Origin of the sequence: Microbacterium azadirachtae (assembly GCF_025583665.1) — a bacterium.
GTDB lineage: Bacteria > Actinomycetota > Actinomycetes > Actinomycetales > Microbacteriaceae > Microbacterium > Microbacterium azadirachtae.
Genome location: NZ_CP099706.1, coordinates 2,123,642 through 2,137,210, shown reverse-complemented (window position 1 = coordinate 2,137,210; position 13,569 = coordinate 2,123,642). Strand labels below are relative to the sequence as shown.

18 protein-coding genes, 1 tRNA gene and 1 other RNA gene are annotated in these 13,569 nt (G+C 69.8%); 10 read left to right on the top strand and 10 right to left on the bottom strand.

The window, feature by feature from the left end:
* Positions 1-28: 28 nt before the first annotated feature.
* Positions 29-685, bottom strand: a complete 657-nt coding sequence (locus tag NFX31_RS10220; RefSeq protein WP_045251818.1) for an SIMPL domain-containing protein — start codon at positions 683-685, stop codon at positions 29-31.
* A gap of 105 nt (positions 686-790) precedes the next feature.
* On the opposite strand from NFX31_RS10220, the gene NFX31_RS10215 reads away from it, so the two are divergent.
* Positions 791-1,144: a hypothetical protein gene (locus tag NFX31_RS10215; RefSeq protein WP_248700495.1), complete on the top strand. Its 354-nt coding sequence runs from the start codon at positions 791-793 to the stop codon at positions 1,142-1,144.
* A 179-nt stretch (positions 1,145-1,323) separates the two neighbouring features.
* Positions 1,324-1,693, top strand: a transfer-messenger RNA (tmRNA) gene (gene ssrA, locus NFX31_RS10210).
* Positions 1,694-1,821: 128 nt separating this feature from the next.
* Here the strand turns inward: ssrA and NFX31_RS10205 are convergent.
* Together NFX31_RS10205 and NFX31_RS10200 are read right to left on the bottom strand one after the other, a co-directional pair.
* Positions 1,822-2,280, bottom strand: coding sequence for a GNAT family N-acetyltransferase (locus NFX31_RS10205; protein ID WP_262955634.1), 459 nt, complete (start codon positions 2,278-2,280; stop codon positions 1,822-1,824).
* A 36-nt stretch (positions 2,281-2,316) separates the two neighbouring features.
* Complete coding sequence (locus NFX31_RS10200; RefSeq protein ID WP_045251821.1) at positions 2,317-2,649, bottom strand: DUF7882 family protein; 333 nt, start codon at positions 2,647-2,649, stop codon at positions 2,317-2,319.
* Positions 2,650-2,930: 281 nt separating this feature from the next.
* Here NFX31_RS10200 and NFX31_RS10195 point away from each other — a divergent pair, with 281 nt between their 5' ends.
* Positions 2,931-3,260 carry a divalent metal cation transporter gene (locus NFX31_RS10195; protein WP_262955633.1) on the top strand — a complete coding sequence of 110 codons (330 nt, stop codon included), beginning with the start codon at positions 2,931-2,933 and terminating at the stop codon, positions 3,258-3,260.
* 1 nt (position 3,261) lies between these two features.
* Complete coding sequence (locus tag NFX31_RS10190; protein ID WP_262955632.1) at positions 3,262-4,323, top strand: NRAMP family divalent metal transporter; 1,062 nt, start codon at positions 3,262-3,264, stop codon at positions 4,321-4,323.
* A gap of 72 nt (positions 4,324-4,395) precedes the next feature.
* Here the strand turns inward: NFX31_RS10190 and NFX31_RS10185 are convergent, their stop codons facing one another.
* Together NFX31_RS10185 and NFX31_RS10180 are read right to left on the bottom strand one after the other, a co-directional pair.
* Complete coding sequence (locus tag NFX31_RS10185) at positions 4,396-4,974, bottom strand: hypothetical protein (protein ID WP_262955631.1); 579 nt, start codon at positions 4,972-4,974, stop codon at positions 4,396-4,398.
* Positions 4,974-5,798, bottom strand: coding sequence for an inositol monophosphatase family protein (locus tag NFX31_RS10180; RefSeq protein WP_262955630.1), 825 nt, complete (start codon positions 5,796-5,798; stop codon positions 4,974-4,976). Before NFX31_RS10180 ends, NFX31_RS10185 begins: the two co-directional genes overlap by 1 nt.
* Before the next feature lie 164 nt (positions 5,799-5,962).
* On the opposite strand from NFX31_RS10180, the gene NFX31_RS10175 reads away from it, so the two are divergent.
* Together NFX31_RS10175 and NFX31_RS10170 are read left to right on the top strand one after the other, a co-directional pair.
* Positions 5,963-6,038 (top strand) — tRNA-Lys (locus NFX31_RS10175).
* Positions 6,039-6,112: 74 nt separating this feature from the next.
* Positions 6,113-6,508 (top strand): DUF6855 family protein, encoded by a 396-nt coding sequence (locus NFX31_RS10170; RefSeq protein WP_262955629.1) that lies wholly within the window; start codon positions 6,113-6,115, stop codon positions 6,506-6,508.
* A gap of 25 nt (positions 6,509-6,533) precedes the next feature.
* On the opposite strand, the gene NFX31_RS10165 is transcribed toward NFX31_RS10170, so the two are convergent.
* The 5 genes from NFX31_RS10165 to NFX31_RS10145 all read right to left on the bottom strand — a co-directional run bounded on the left by NFX31_RS10165 (position 6,534) and on the right by NFX31_RS10145 (position 10,335).
* Positions 6,534-7,445, bottom strand: coding sequence for a TolB family protein (locus tag NFX31_RS10165; RefSeq protein WP_262955628.1), 912 nt, complete (start codon positions 7,443-7,445; stop codon positions 6,534-6,536).
* A 15-nt stretch (positions 7,446-7,460) separates the two neighbouring features.
* The gene (locus tag NFX31_RS10160; protein WP_045251826.1) at positions 7,461-7,736 is read right to left on the bottom strand and encodes a hypothetical protein; all 276 of its coding nucleotides are present in this window, start codon (positions 7,734-7,736) and stop codon (positions 7,461-7,463) included.
* 98 nt (positions 7,737-7,834) lie between these two features.
* Positions 7,835-9,064, bottom strand: coding sequence for an MFS transporter (locus NFX31_RS10155; protein ID WP_045251827.1), 1,230 nt, complete (start codon positions 9,062-9,064; stop codon positions 7,835-7,837).
* Positions 9,061-9,492, bottom strand: coding sequence for a MarR family winged helix-turn-helix transcriptional regulator (locus NFX31_RS10150; RefSeq protein WP_045251828.1), 432 nt, complete (start codon positions 9,490-9,492; stop codon positions 9,061-9,063). The genes NFX31_RS10155 and NFX31_RS10150 overlap by 4 nt, the downstream gene beginning before the upstream one ends.
* 45 nt (positions 9,493-9,537) lie before the next feature.
* Positions 9,538-10,335 carry an IclR family transcriptional regulator gene (locus tag NFX31_RS10145; RefSeq protein ID WP_262955627.1) on the bottom strand — a complete coding sequence of 266 codons (798 nt, stop codon included), beginning with the start codon at positions 10,333-10,335 and terminating at the stop codon, positions 9,538-9,540.
* A 103-nt stretch (positions 10,336-10,438) separates the two neighbouring features.
* Between NFX31_RS10145 and NFX31_RS10140 the strand changes: the two genes are divergently transcribed.
* From NFX31_RS10140 to NFX31_RS10125, 4 genes are read left to right on the top strand one after another with little or no spacing between them, the layout of a single operon-like run.
* Positions 10,439-11,227 carry a CoA transferase subunit A gene (locus NFX31_RS10140; protein WP_262955626.1) on the top strand — a complete coding sequence of 263 codons (789 nt, stop codon included), beginning with the start codon at positions 10,439-10,441 and terminating at the stop codon, positions 11,225-11,227.
* 2 nt (positions 11,228-11,229) lie between these two features.
* Positions 11,230-11,874, top strand: coding sequence for a 3-oxoacid CoA-transferase subunit B (locus NFX31_RS10135; RefSeq protein WP_045251831.1), 645 nt, complete (start codon positions 11,230-11,232; stop codon positions 11,872-11,874).
* Positions 11,875-11,876: 2 nt separating this feature from the next.
* Complete coding sequence (locus tag NFX31_RS10130) at positions 11,877-13,061, top strand: acetyl-CoA C-acetyltransferase (RefSeq protein WP_262955625.1); 1,185 nt, start codon at positions 11,877-11,879, stop codon at positions 13,059-13,061.
* A 53-nt stretch (positions 13,062-13,114) separates the two neighbouring features.
* Complete coding sequence (locus tag NFX31_RS10125; protein ID WP_262955624.1) at positions 13,115-13,561, top strand: GNAT family N-acetyltransferase; 447 nt, start codon at positions 13,115-13,117, stop codon at positions 13,559-13,561.
* The last annotated feature ends 8 nt before the right edge of the window (positions 13,562-13,569 follow it).

The following is a 13,569-nucleotide window of genomic DNA, read 5'->3' as shown; positions in this document are numbered from 1 at the left end:
GTCTTCCCAGCGTGACGGTGTCGGTCGGCTATGCGGCGATGAAACGAGCCTCGACGGTCGCGGACACGCTGATGTCGTCGCCCTGCAGCTCGAGGCCCGCAGGGCTCGCGGGAGCGGCGAAGGCCCGCATCGCCTTCGGTGCGGCGTCGGCGACCCCGCCCTCGGCGAGCAGTCCCGCGTCGGCGATCTCGATCGGCTGGACCGAGGTCAGCCCCAGGGCCGTCGCGTAGGCGCCGGCGCGCGCGACGGCGATCCGGACGGCCTCGGCGGCAACCTCCTGCTCGATGCGCGCCCGGGTCTGCGGCGTCAGGATCCACTGCGTTCCGTCGATCGACACGCCCTCCACGACCGAGACGTCGCCGACCCAGGCCGACAGGGCGGCGAAATCGACGAAGGTCGCGCTGAAGTCGACCGACGCGTGGTGCACGAGGGCGAGCCGGGTGCCGTCGCCGCTCCAGGGGCGCTCGGACCGGACCGCGAGCCGCCTGCTCGACCAGGTCTCCACCGCGCCGCTGCTCTGCCGCGCGGCGAGCGCTTCGCGCACGGGATCTGCGAGCGCCAGCGTTCGTGAGACGACCAGGTCCCGGTCGGGGCCGTCGAGTGCGACGGACAGCGTGACGACTGCGCGCTCCGGTGCGACGCGCACCTCGTGCTCGCCGCGGACGGTGATGACGACCTCGCTCATGCCGTGACTCTACGGCACATGCCGGCCTCCCTTCACGGGGCGCGGACACGCGCGTAGAATTCGGCCACCGCGGCGCAGTTCCGCGCCTCGGCGAAGGTGAACTGCGTGAAGGAGGACCATCAGATGAAACGACTGGCGATCGGCTGTGCGATCGCGCTGGGGCTCGTTGCAGCGGGATCCAGCGCGGCCTTTGCAGGCGAGACGAACGGGAACGGAGACCCGACTTCCGGCCCGTCCCACGCCTCGTCCGAATGCGCCTATTCCGGGTTGGACAGAGCGGATTCGGTCGAGAACAACCCTCCCGGATTCGATGACGACGCCATCGCGGTGCGGGGGAACCAGAGTCCCGGCGGGGTCGACAGGTATCACGGCGTGCAGTCCTACGGCTCGTTCGTGAAAGCCGGCCTGAAGGAGTTCGTGCCGTCACCGGGAGTGGCGTGCAACGGAAGCGGCAAGTGATCGGGCGACGCAGAGGTCGCTGATCGGCAAGGGTGCCCTGGCGGCGACGCCGGGGCACCGTCTCGACCCGCGCGGAATGGCGCGGCCCTCGGATCCGTTGTAGTCTGTGATGCTCGGGCGCTGCGGCGCCCGCTGGTAAGTCAACAGTGCGACAACGGTTCCTTCGCAAGAAGGTCCACGGGGCTGATCGGTTTCGACAGCGCCTGTGAATCCACGAGAAGCGGGCCGAGGATGCAGGGTTATCTCGTGAACGCTCCCTGCAAAACAATAAGTGCCAATGCAAAGCGCACTGACTTCGCCCTCGCTGCGTAAGCGAGCCCGATAGTCCGTCAGGCCGTATGTGATTCCGATACGGATCCTGGCGTCATCTAGGAATCTTGCTGCGTGACGGCGTCTGGACGTCACGTGGGACTCTTCCCAGGCTGGGCTTGTCGACTTAGGTGTCTGTGACAAAGGTCGGAGCCGAGCAGAACGTCTGCACAGACTGCGCCCGGAGAAGGCGTGGAGACTCAGCGTTGGACGGGGGTTCGATTCCCCCCAGCTCCACCAAGCCGTTGTCGTAATCGATGAGGCCCGCCTCCGCAGTGAACTCTGCGGAGGCGGGCCTCATCGCGTTCCGGGCTCACCCACCAGGCAGCGGCCCCGCGGTCAGATCATTCGGACGAGGTTCCGGCGTCTCACCGGCTCAGCTCGAGATGAAGGATCGGGTACGGGCGGCCGTCTCCGTCGAGCTCACTCCGTCCCGTCTGCGTGAAGCCTCGGTTCCGATAGAAGCCGTGCGCGCCGGCGTTCTGCTCGTTGACGTCGACGCGCGTGACCGCGAATCGCTCGATGACGTCCTGGAGAAGGAGCGTGCCGACACCCGTTCCCCGAGCTTCGTCGGAGACGAACAGCATCTCGAGGTTGCCGTCGGCGGCTCCGGCGAATCCGATCAACCGTCCGTCGCGCTCAGCGACGACCAGCGACACCGCGGGGAAGTACGACGAGGCGAGGCTGTTCTCGATACGAGCGAAGTCCTCATCAGCCAGGAAGTCGTGCGTCGCGCGGACGGCGCTGCGCCAGATCTCGACGAGCCGAGCGTATTCGGACGGGCCGGCGACCGGCCTGATCGATACGCCAGGCTGTTCGGTCCGCATCCCTCGATCGTGCCACAGCGTCGGGGAGCCGGCCGTTCAGGCGTTCACGAGCTGACGCACGCCGGGGCCGAGGATGTGCTCCTCGGGGATGAGGACACCGCCGGAGGTGTTCGCGGACGTCGCGTAGGCGTGGATCCTGGCCGGGTCCAGCGGCGGCGGGGTCGGCTCTTCGAACTCGAACCGCAGCTGGATCGACGGGTGCAGCCAGATCGTGGAGCGACCGCGCGGCTGGTCGTCGTCGTGCTGCCAGGAGAGCGTGAAGCTCTCGTTGCGCCGGAGCTTGGTCGCGATCACGACCTTGAGGTGTGCGAGGGCGACGTCGTCGATCTCGATCGGATGCTCGGCGCTGCCATAGAAAAGTACACCCATGAGGGTTCACCGTTTTCGCCTGTTGTCGCCACGGAAACCCGTTGCCAAGAGGCACGACCACGATGATCGCTGTGTGGTGAGTGTTCTCAGACTCGCACAGATCAGGCCGTGAGGGGAGGGGATTGACGCCGTGTCCTGGTCAGGCTCGGCGCATTCCCACCCCCGGTCCGTAGTGCATGCCTTCGCCGGTCCACAAGCCCATGTCGGTGCTCCCCGCCGGGGTCGTAGCGTGCCGTCTGCCGGGTGCACCTGAGCCCGAGTCTGCGCGGAAGAAGTCCCGAATGGCCGTCATCGATCCCACTGCCGGATCCGAGCCCGAGCTCACGCCGCCGCGAGAAGACGGGCCAGAGGCGGACCAGCAGTCGAAGCGCAATCCCGTGATCCGCTTCCTTCGCGTGCTGGGGCCGGGCCTCGTGACCGGCGCCGCAGACGACGATCCCTCCGGCGTCGCGACGTACTCGCAGGCCGGGGCGACGTTCGGCAACGGACTGCTGTGGACCGTTCCGCTCTCTTTGCCACTGATGATGGCGGTGCAGGAGATCTGCGATCGGATGACCCCTGGCGACCGGAGACAGTCTCGGACGGCTGATCCGCCGCAGGTTCCGTCGTAGCGTGGGCATCGCCGTCGGAGTGCTGATCGTCGCACTGATCGCGGCGAACTGCCTGAATCTCGCCGCCGACCTCAACGCGATCGGTCAGGGCATGCAGCTCCTCCACGCCGGGCCGGCCTGGATCTGGAGCATCGTCGCGGGCCTGGTGATCCTCGTGACGGTGGTGCTCGGTTCGTTCGAGCTGATCGGGAAGATCTTCACGTGGCTGTGCCTGGTGCTGCTCGTCTACATCGCCGTGCTCTTCGCCACGCACGTGAACTGGGGCAGCGTCGCCACAGGCCTTGCGGGCTTCCAGTTCCAGCTCTCGCCGGCGTACCTCGGTCTGGCCGTCGGGGTGCTGGGGACGAGCATCTCCCCGTACATGTTCTTCTGGCAGTCCGCGCAGCGCGTCGAAGAACTCGAGGAGGAGAAGCGCGGCGGGGACGACGCTCCCGCTCTCGAAGAACGCCCCGCGAAAGAAGCGCGCCGCAGGCTGCGCAACGGACGCGTCGACGTGTTCACCGGCATGGCGTTCAGTGTCCTCATCATGTTCGCGATCATCGCCTCCTCCGCCGCCACCCCCGGCGCCCACCACAAGACCGTCTCCAGCGCGGCAGAAGCCGCCAAGGCGCTCGAGCCCATCGCCGGCAATTTCGCCAGCGTCCTCTTCGCGCTCGGGTTCATCGGCTCCGGCATGCTCGCCGTCCCCGTGCTCGCAGCCGCCGGAGCAGCCGGGCTCTCCGCGCTCATGAACAAGAACTGGGGGCTGGACAAGAGCCCCCGTCGTGCGCCTCTGTTCTACGTGCTCCTCGGCATCGGGATGATCGGCGGGACGAACCTCGCGGTCGTCTCCACCGGCCCGATCGGGCTCCTGGTGCTCAGCGCGATCGTCAACGGATCGCGGCGGGCCCTTCCTGATCATCATCATGCTGATCTCGCGCGACCGCACGATCATGGGCAAGTACCGCAACGGCAGGCTCGCGGCGACGCTGGGGTGGCTCACCACGGCGATCATGTGCGTCGCCGGTGCGTACGGCGTCTGGTACACGATCGCGGGCGGGTGACCGCCGGCGCAACCGCGTAGGCTCGGGCCATGGCGCACAAGGGAGCAGGCGTGGCGGCGAGACCGGTGGGGCGTTCGCTCTGGGGAAGGTGATCAGCCCTTCGGGTCGATCAGGATCAGGCCCTGCTTGGTGTCGGACACGGACACCCAGCCGCGTCCGAACAGGTAGGTCATGCCGTACCCGTCCGCGTCCTTGCTGAGGGCGGTGCGCGGATCGGCCGTGATGTAGACACCGCGGTCGCTGTCCTCGCGGATCCAGCCCTCCGAGACGAGCTCGGCCTCGCGCGCCGCCGCGTCGACCCCCGAGATCGGCGCCCAGCCGTACAGCAGGCCGTGGTCGGAGGCGGTGGTCGGATCGGCCCACAGGCATGCGATGCCGCCCGGGACCGGATCCGGACCGAAGGCGAAATCCCGCTGCGCCGCGGACCAGCCCTGCTTGTGCAGGGCCGCGACGGTGTCGGCGGGGATGAGGGTCTCGCAGTCCAGCGGGCGCGGAGACGCCGCCGGGACGTCGGTCGCGTCGGGCGAGGGCGTGGGCGATGCCGTGACGCGGGTTCCGGGGCTGGAGGATGTGGCCGGAACGGGGGAGTGCCCGCTGCTGCAGGCCGTCGCCCCGGCGAGGGCGGCGACCGTCATTCCCAGCGCAGCCAGCACCCGGGTCGCGGAGCGCATCAGCGGTCGGCCGCCGGATGGTCGTCGTGGCCGTGCAGCTGGGCCAGGAACGCGTCGTGCAGCACGCCGTTCGTCGCGAGAGCGGAGCGCCCGGCGAGGGTCGGAGTCCCGTCGAAGGCGGTCGCGGTGCCGCCGGCCTCCGCGACGATCGCGAATGCTGCGGCGATGTCGTACTCCTTGACGTCGAACTCCGCGACCATGTCGATGCGGCCCTCGGCGAGCATCATGTACGAGAAGACGTCGCCATAGGCGCGATCACGCCACACCCGACGGCTCAGCGCGATGAGGGTGTCGAGGTGGCCCGCCTGATCCCACTGCGCGATGCTCTGGAAGCTCACGCTCGCGTCGTCGAGGCTCGCCACGTCGGAGACGCGGATCGCGCGCGGCTCCGTGTCGGTCGACGCCCACGCACCGAGTCCGGGCGCCGCCCACCAGCGCCGTCCGAGCGCAGGCATGCTGACCACGCCGACGCGCGCGACGCCGTCGATCGCGAGACTGATCATGGTGCCCCACATCGGGACGCCGCGCAGGAAGTTCGCGGTGCCGTCGATCGGGTCGATGACCCACTGACGATGCGCATCGCCCGACGTGCCGAACTCCTCGCCCAGGATCCCGTCCTCCGGGCGTTCCGTCTGGAGGATCGCGCGGATCGCGCGCTCCGTCGCCAGATCGGCATCGGTGACGTGAGAGCGGTCGGCCTTCAGGGAGACGCTCAGATCCGCGGCGTCGAAACGCGGCAGCGACTGTGCATCGGCGGCATCGGCAAGGCGGAGAGCGAGGTCGAGGTCGCTCTGGAAGTCGGCGGCGGCGCGGGTCTCAGGCACCCGACCAGGATACGGGGGCGCCGTGAGCGAAGCCTGGTCGGACGCGGCCCAGAGCGCACTCCGGGCTGACGACACGCCAGGGATGCACGGCAAGGCGGTGCCGATTTCGCTTCCGTCGGATCCGCTGGTAATGTGATTCCTCGGCCGGGGAACCGGCCCGCCGAGCACCTCTAGCTCAATCGGCAGAGCAACTGACTCTTAATCAGTGGGTTCAGGGTTCAAGTCCCTGGGGGTGCACCAGCACAGAAGGCCCGGTCGGAATTCACCTCCGACCGGGCCTTCTGCATGCTCCTCATCGCCACTAGACTCGCGCCATGACCGATGGGGACGGAACGGCGGAGAGCCCGTGGCTGCTTCGCACAGCGCCGGGTTCGAGCGAGTACACGATGCACCGGGAGGGGGACGAGCTCGTCTGTAAGGTGGGCTCGACCACTCTTCGCTACCAGGCCCGGGCGATCGAGGACCTGCATGCGTGGCTGGTCGCTCAGGGCGACTGGGTGCCGCTGGGTGCAGCCGATGAGCAGAAGCCGGCGGTGCCGGGAACCGTCGAGGCGTTCGGCCGCGCCGAGGACAATCCGGTCGGCGGCTGGTACGGGCTGCGCAAGGGCTATCGCGGGCGCTTCGGCATGTACCTTCCGCCGCTGCTCGAAGCCCTCGGCCTCGTCGAACTCGAGCACAACGCCCGCAACAACCGCGTCCGCGCGATCTGACCGCCCGCCGGCCGCGTGATCGGGCTCAGGGCTCGCTCGGGTCCGCGACCGGATAGTCGACGAACGCGAACGCGGATCCGTCAGGCGCCCAGCTCGGCACGTTGATCGTGCCCTGCCCGCCGTGCAGTGCGACGATCGTCGTCGGCCGGGTCCAGTCGTCCACGGAGACGAGGCGCAGCTCGACCGCGAGGTCGGCGGGGTGCCCCACGGTCCCCGGCGGATAGCTGAGGTAGACGGCGACGTCGCCGGTCGGCGCGACGTGCGGGAACCAGTTCACGCGGTCGTCGAAGGTGAGCTGCTCGAGTTCCGCGCCGTCCGGTCGCACCCGCGCCAGCTGCGCATGCCCCGGGGCCTGGGAGAACTGCTCCGTGTTGAAGACGATCCACTCGCCGTCCGGGGTCCACGCGCAGCCGTCGGCCGGGCCTGGGTCCGTGGTGACGGCCACGTCGTCGTCACCGTCCACGCCGATCGTGTGGATCGTCGCCGACGCCCACCAGTTCTCACCCTCGGGGTCGAGGCGCACGTAGCCGAGGCGCGCACCGTCAGGGCTGACGCCGTGCAGGAAGTGCATCCCGCCGTCGTCGGGAGTCACCCGCCGCGCCGCTCCGCCGTCGAGCGGAAGAGCCCAGATGTGCCAGTCCTGGGCCGAAGCGAACACCGTGCGGCCGTCCGGGGAGAGGACGTGATCGTTGTTGGCCTCGGGAAGACCGACGGCCCGGATCGCCTCCGGTGCGCCCGAGCCGTCGGCGGGGAGGAGCCAGAGCCGCCCGTCGCCGTTCACCAGGAGCCGGTCGTCCTTCGTCCAGTTCGGCGCCTCATAGCGTCGAGAGCGGGACGCGTGCACCGTGCGGATCGCGCCGGTGGCCCGCTCCCACACGCGGATCCGTGAGGTCTGGCCAGGAAGCAGGCCGCCGTCGGTCGCTGCCGCGTCGTCCATCGTCGTCGGATCCGGTCAGACCGCGCGCACCGAGAGCAGCTGATACCCCTCGGGGACCTTGGCCTCGAGCGCCGTCAGGTCGTCGGCCTCGATCTCCTGCACGCCGTCGCGGCGGACGATCGTGCCCTCGGCGGTGAGGATCGTGTCCTTCTTCGCCATCGCGACCGGCGCGGAGGCGAGCTGCCAGCCTTCCGGAGTCTGGGCCGCGAGGAGGGCCTGGATCTCGTCCAGCTCCTCGGCCTGCACGGTGTGGGTGGCGGATTCGACGGGGCGGATGACACCGATGAGCATGTCTCCAGCGTATGCCCCGCCGCCGACGACGAAGCCCGTCCCGCGCAGCGTTGTGCGGGACGGGCGGTTCGCGGCGCCTCGGGCAGGCGCTGATCCTCTCAGGCGGCGTCGCCGATGAGGATCGCCTCCGCATCCTCCGCGACGTCGTGCGACCCGCGGTCGATGTGGGCGAGGGCCCGGCGGCCGAGCAGCACCACGAGCGCGGCGATGAGCACCGAGACCCCGGCGAACAGATACGGCACGGTGTCGCCCCAGAGGTGCGACAGCAGGGCGGCGAGAGGCGGGGCCACCGCGCCGCCGATGAAGCGGACCGCGGAGTACGCCGACGACGCCACCGAACGGGGCAGATCCGTCGCCTCCATCACGGCCTCCGTGAGCACGGTGTTCATGATGCCCAGCAGCAGACCGCCCACGATGATGCAGATCACCAGGGCCATCGGGATCGCGACCAGGATCCCCGCGACGACCAGGTCGACGGCGAGCAGGGGCAGGACGAACAGGATGATCCGGGTGATGGGCATGCGGCGCAGCAGGATCGGCGCGACCCAGACGCTCGTGACCGCCAGCGCGATGCCCCAGCCGAAGAAGGTCAGACCGATGCCGATGGCGCTGAATCCGAGCGGGAACGGCGAGAACGCCAGCAGCACGAAGAATCCGATGTTGTAGAACAGCGCGGCGACCGCCAGCACGCCCAGCGCGGGACGGCCGAGCGCCTTGAACGGCGCGGAGAACGGCACGGGCTCGCGCTTCTCGAACGGGCCGCGCAGCAGGGTGAGCACCGCGATGAAGCCGATCGCCATGAGCACGACCACGCCGAAGAACGGACCCTGCCAGGCGACCTCGCCCAGCAGGCCGCCGAGCAGCGGGCCGATCGCGATGCCGAGGCCCAGCGCCGCCTCGTACAGGATGATGGCCGCGCTGGAGCCGCCGCTGGCGGCGCCGACGATCGTGGCGAGAGCGGTGGAGATGAAGAGCGCGTTGCCGAGTCCCCAGCCGGCGCGGAAGCCGATGATGGCGTCGACGCTGCCGCTCAGCGCGCAGAACAGCGCGAAGACCACGATGAGGGCGAGTCCCACCAGGAGGGTCGCCTTGGCGCCGATCCGGCTGGAGATCCAGCTGGTGAACAGCATCGCCACTCCGGTGACGAGCAGGTAGCTCGTGAACAGCAGCTCCGTCTGGACGGGGGTGGCCTTCAGCGATTCGGCGATCGCGGGCAGGATCGGGTCGACCAATCCGATGCCCATGAACGCCACGACGCAGGCGAACGCGACCGCCCACACCTGAGCGGGCTGTCTCCAGATGGATACCGAGGAACCGGTGGAACTCAACGTGCTGTCCTTTCCAGAAGCGAATGCGTGTGCAGGATCTCCGCGGCGCGGGCGAGGTGGTTCCAGTCCGTGTCGTCGAGGTCGCTGAATCGGGGGGCGAGGATCCGCTGGATCTCATCGCGCCAGGCGTGCAGCAGGGTGCGCCCGGCGTCGGTGATCGTGACCACCGTCGCCCGGGAGTCCTCGGGGTCGGGGGAGCGGAGCACCAGGCCGTCCTGCTCGAGCTGCCCGAGCAGGCGGGTCATGCCGGGCTGCGTGGTCCTGCTGGCCCTTGCCAGCTCTCCCACGCGCTGTCCGTCATTGCCGTCGAGCAGGCTCAGCGCCCGCCACTGCGCCGCAGGAGCGTCGTTCCCGGCTTCCTGGGCGGCGATACGGGTGAGCGCGTGCGTCGAGAACACGATCGACTGCAGGATCTCGCCGTGATTCATACCAAAAGTATATATCTGTCGGTATGTAAATGGCAAGCGGGCGCGTCAGCGCGCGGCGCGGCCGGCGATGCGTGCGGAGAGCTGGTGCGCGTGGGCGAGCAGCGTGCGGCCGAGCGCGGGCAATCGATCCGGGCCGAACCGGAACTCCACGCCGGTGAGGCTCAGCGCCCACTCCGGCCGTCCGTCGCGGTCGAACACAGCCGCGCCCATGCCCCAGCTGCCCTCGACGATGAGGCCGGGGTTGACGGCGTACCCGCGCGCCTTGGTCTCCTCCAGCCGTCGGCGCAGCGGCTGCTCGGCGTGGGTGCGCCCCCAGCGCTCGCTCAGCTCCGGGTGCCGGGAAAGGTAGGCATCCACATCGTGGTCGGGGAGGAAGGAGAGGATCGCGAGGCCGGCACTGGCCACGCCGAGGGGGAACCGCACGCCTTCGCTCAGCACGAAGGAGCGGATCGGGAACGCCCCCTCCTCCCGCAGCAGGCATACCGTCTCGTCCGCCCTGCGCACAGAGAGGAACGCGCTCTCCTCGGTCTTCACTGCGAGCGATCGCACGATGTCGCGCGCGATCTCGGTGATGTCGTAGCGCGCCGCGGCCACTGTTCCCATGAGATAGAGCTCCGGTCCCGGCATCCACCGCGCGGTGTGCGGATCCTGGTCCACGAGCCCCTCCGCCCGCAATGCGGACAGCAGCCGGTGCACGGTGGGGCGGCTGAGGCCCGAGGTCGTCGCGAGCTGATTGAGGGCCGCGCCCTCGGGGGAGGCGGTCACCAGACGGAGCAGCTCCGCGGCGCGCGCGATCGCCTGGGCGCCCGGCACCGAGCGCTTGACCACCGACGGCTGTTCCATGATGTGGACGCTACCGAGCATCCCGTCCACATGGCAAGCGTGCGCTTGAGGACGCCGACGGCGCGGCGCACAGTGGAGGGGGACTCTCACGAAGGAGTGACGTGTGATCGACAAGCAATGGGCTTCCGCCGCCGACGCGGTCGCCGACATCCCCGACGGCGCATCGCTCGCCGTCGGAGGATTCGGACTCTCGGGCAATCCGAGCGCACTGATCCAAGCGCTGCTGGATCAGGGGACGTCGGGACTCAGCATCGTCAGCAACAACTGCGGGGTCGACGACTGGGGGCTCGGGCTGCTGCTCTGGGCGCAGCGCATCCGCAAGATGACCTCGTCGTACGTGGGCGAGAACAAGGAGTTCGAACGCCAGTTCCTCTCCGGCGAGCTCGAGCTCGAGCTGACCCCGCAGGGCACCCTGGCGGAGAAGCTGCGGGCGGGCGGATCCGGGATCGCCGCGTTCTACACGCAGACGGGCGTCGGCACCCAGGTCGCCGAGGGCGGACTGCCGCGGCGCTACGCGAGCGACGGGTCGGTCGCGGTCGCCTCGCCGCCGAAGGACGTGCGCGCCTTCCCCGTGAACGGCGTGCCGCGAGACTTCGTGCTCGAAGAGGCGATCACCACCGACTTCGCGCTCGTGCACGCGGCTCTCGGAGACCGGCACGGGAACCTGATCTTCAACAAGGCCGCGCGCAACTTCAATCCGCTCGCCGCGATGGCCGGGCGCATCTGTATCGCCCAGGTCGAACGACTCGTCGAGCCGGGGGAGCTGGATCCTGACGGCGTGCACCTCCCCGGCGTGTTCGTGCACCGGATCGTGGAGGTCGGCCCGGACATCGAGAAGCGCATCGAGCGGCGCACCGTGCGTCCCGCGGCCGACGCGGCAGGGGAGGCCTGAACATGGCGCTGACACGCGACGAGATGGCGGCGCGCGCCGCACGGGAGCTGTCGGACGGCTCCTACGTGAACCTCGGCATCGGACTGCCGACGCTCGTGCCCAACCACGTGCCGGACGGCGTCACCGTGGTGCTGCAGTCGGAGAACGGCATCCTCGGCGTCGGTCCCTATCCCGTCGAGGAGGCGGTCGACCCCGATCTGATCAACGCCGGCAAGGAGACCGTGACGACGCTGCCCGGGGCGGCCTTCTTCGACTCCGGCCTGAGCTTCGGCATGATCCGCGGCGGAAAGATCGACGCCGCGATCCTGGGCGCGATGCAGGTGAGCGCCGCGGGCGACCTGGCGAACTGGATGATCCCGGGGAAGATGGTCAAGGGACCGGGCGGGGCGATGGATCTGGTGCACGGCGCCGGTCGCGTGATCGTGCTGATGGAGCACGTCGCCCGCGACGGGTCGGCGAAGATCGTCGACGCGTGCTCGCTCCCGCTGACCGGCCGAGGCGTGGTGCATCGCATCATCACGGATCTCGCGGTGATCGACGTCACGCCCGAGGGCCTGCGGCTCGTCGAGCTCGCGCCCGGGGTGAGCGTGCAGGATGTGAAGGACGCGACGGAGCCGCCGCTGCTCGTCGCCGAAGGACTGGAGTGATCATGAGTGCAGACGACATCGTCATCGTCGCGGCGTCCCGCACGCCGCAGGGGCGGCTGAAGGGGCAGCTCGCCCCGTTCACGGCGCCGCAGCTCGGCGCGCTCGCGATCCGTGGAGCCCTGGACCAGAGCGGTGTCGACGCCGCCGAGGTCGACGCCGTGATCGTCGGGCAGGTCCTCGCCGCGGGATCCGGGCAGAACGCGGCGCGGCAGGCCGCGATCGGCGCGGGGATCGGTTGGGACGTCCCCGCGCACTCGGTCAACAAGGTGTGCCTGTCCGGCCTGACCGCCGTCATCGACGCCGCGCGCATGATCCGCACCGGAGACGCGCTCACCGTGGTCGCGGCGGGCATGGAGTCGATGACCCGTGCGCCGCACCTCCTCATGGGGTCGCGCGACGGCTGGACTTACGGATCCGTCGAGGTGCTCGACCACATGGCGTACGACGGGCTCACCGACGCCTACGACGCGGAGAGCATGGGCGCGTCGACCGAGCGGCACAACGCGCGGTTCGGGATGACCCGCGAGGCGCAGGACGAGGTCGCGGCGCGTTCCCACCAGCGTGCCGCCGCCGCGCGCGAGGCGGGCGTGTTCGACGGCGAGATCGTGACGGTCTCCGTGCCGCAGCGCAAGGGGCCCGCGCTCGCGCTCACCGCCGACGAGGGCGTGCGCCCCGACACCACCGTCGAATCGCTCGCGGGCCTGCGGCCGGCGTTCGCCGAGGGCGGGTCGATCACGGCCGGAAACTCCTCGCAGATCTCCGACGGTGCTTCCGCGGTGATCGTCACGACCCGGGGCAACGCCGAGAGCCGCGGCTGGCCCGTCTTCGCGACGGTGGGGGCGAGCGGACAGACCGCGGGCCCCGACAACTCGCTGCACGAGCAGCCGGCCACCGCGATCCGGCGTGCGCTCGACAAGCAGGGGATCACCGTCGAGGATCTGGATCTCGTCGAGATCAACGAGGCGTTCGGCGCCGTCGTCGCCCGCTCGGCGACCGAGCTCGGACTGGATCCGGAGATCGTCAACATCCACGGCGGGGGCATCGCGATCGGCCACCCGATCGGGGCGAGCGGCAACCGGCTCGTCGTGCACATGGCGCACGAGCTCGTGCGCCGCGGCTCGGGCACGGCGGTGGTCGCGCTGTGCGGCGGCGGCGGTCAGGGCGAGGCGCTGATCCTCACCCGCTGAGCGGTCTCGCATCGGGGCGGTGCGGATGCCGTGCCGCCCCGTAGGATCGGCGCATGACGACGATCACCGCGCTCACCGAGGCCGACCGCGACGACTGGCTGTCGCTGTGGCAGGCGTATCTGACGTTCTACGAGTCGGAGGTGGCCGACGACGTCACGGCGTCGACCTTCGCGCGGATCGTGGATCCCGCCGGCGAGATCCAGGGCGCTGTCGCGCGCGACGACGACGGGCGCGCCGTCGGGATCGTGCACTGGTTCTCTCACCCGGCGACCTGGTCGAAGACGCACTACACCTATCTCGAGGATCTGTTCGTGGATCCCTCCGCCCGGGGCGGAGGCGTCGGTCGCGGGCTGATCGCGCACGTCACCGACGCGGCGCGGGCCTCGGGCAGCGACAAGGTCTACTGGCTCACCGCGGAGACCAACGCAACGGCGCGCACGCTCTACGACCGCGTCGCCGAGCGGAGCGGGTTCATCCACTACCAGATCGACCTGGTCTGACCGGAGCG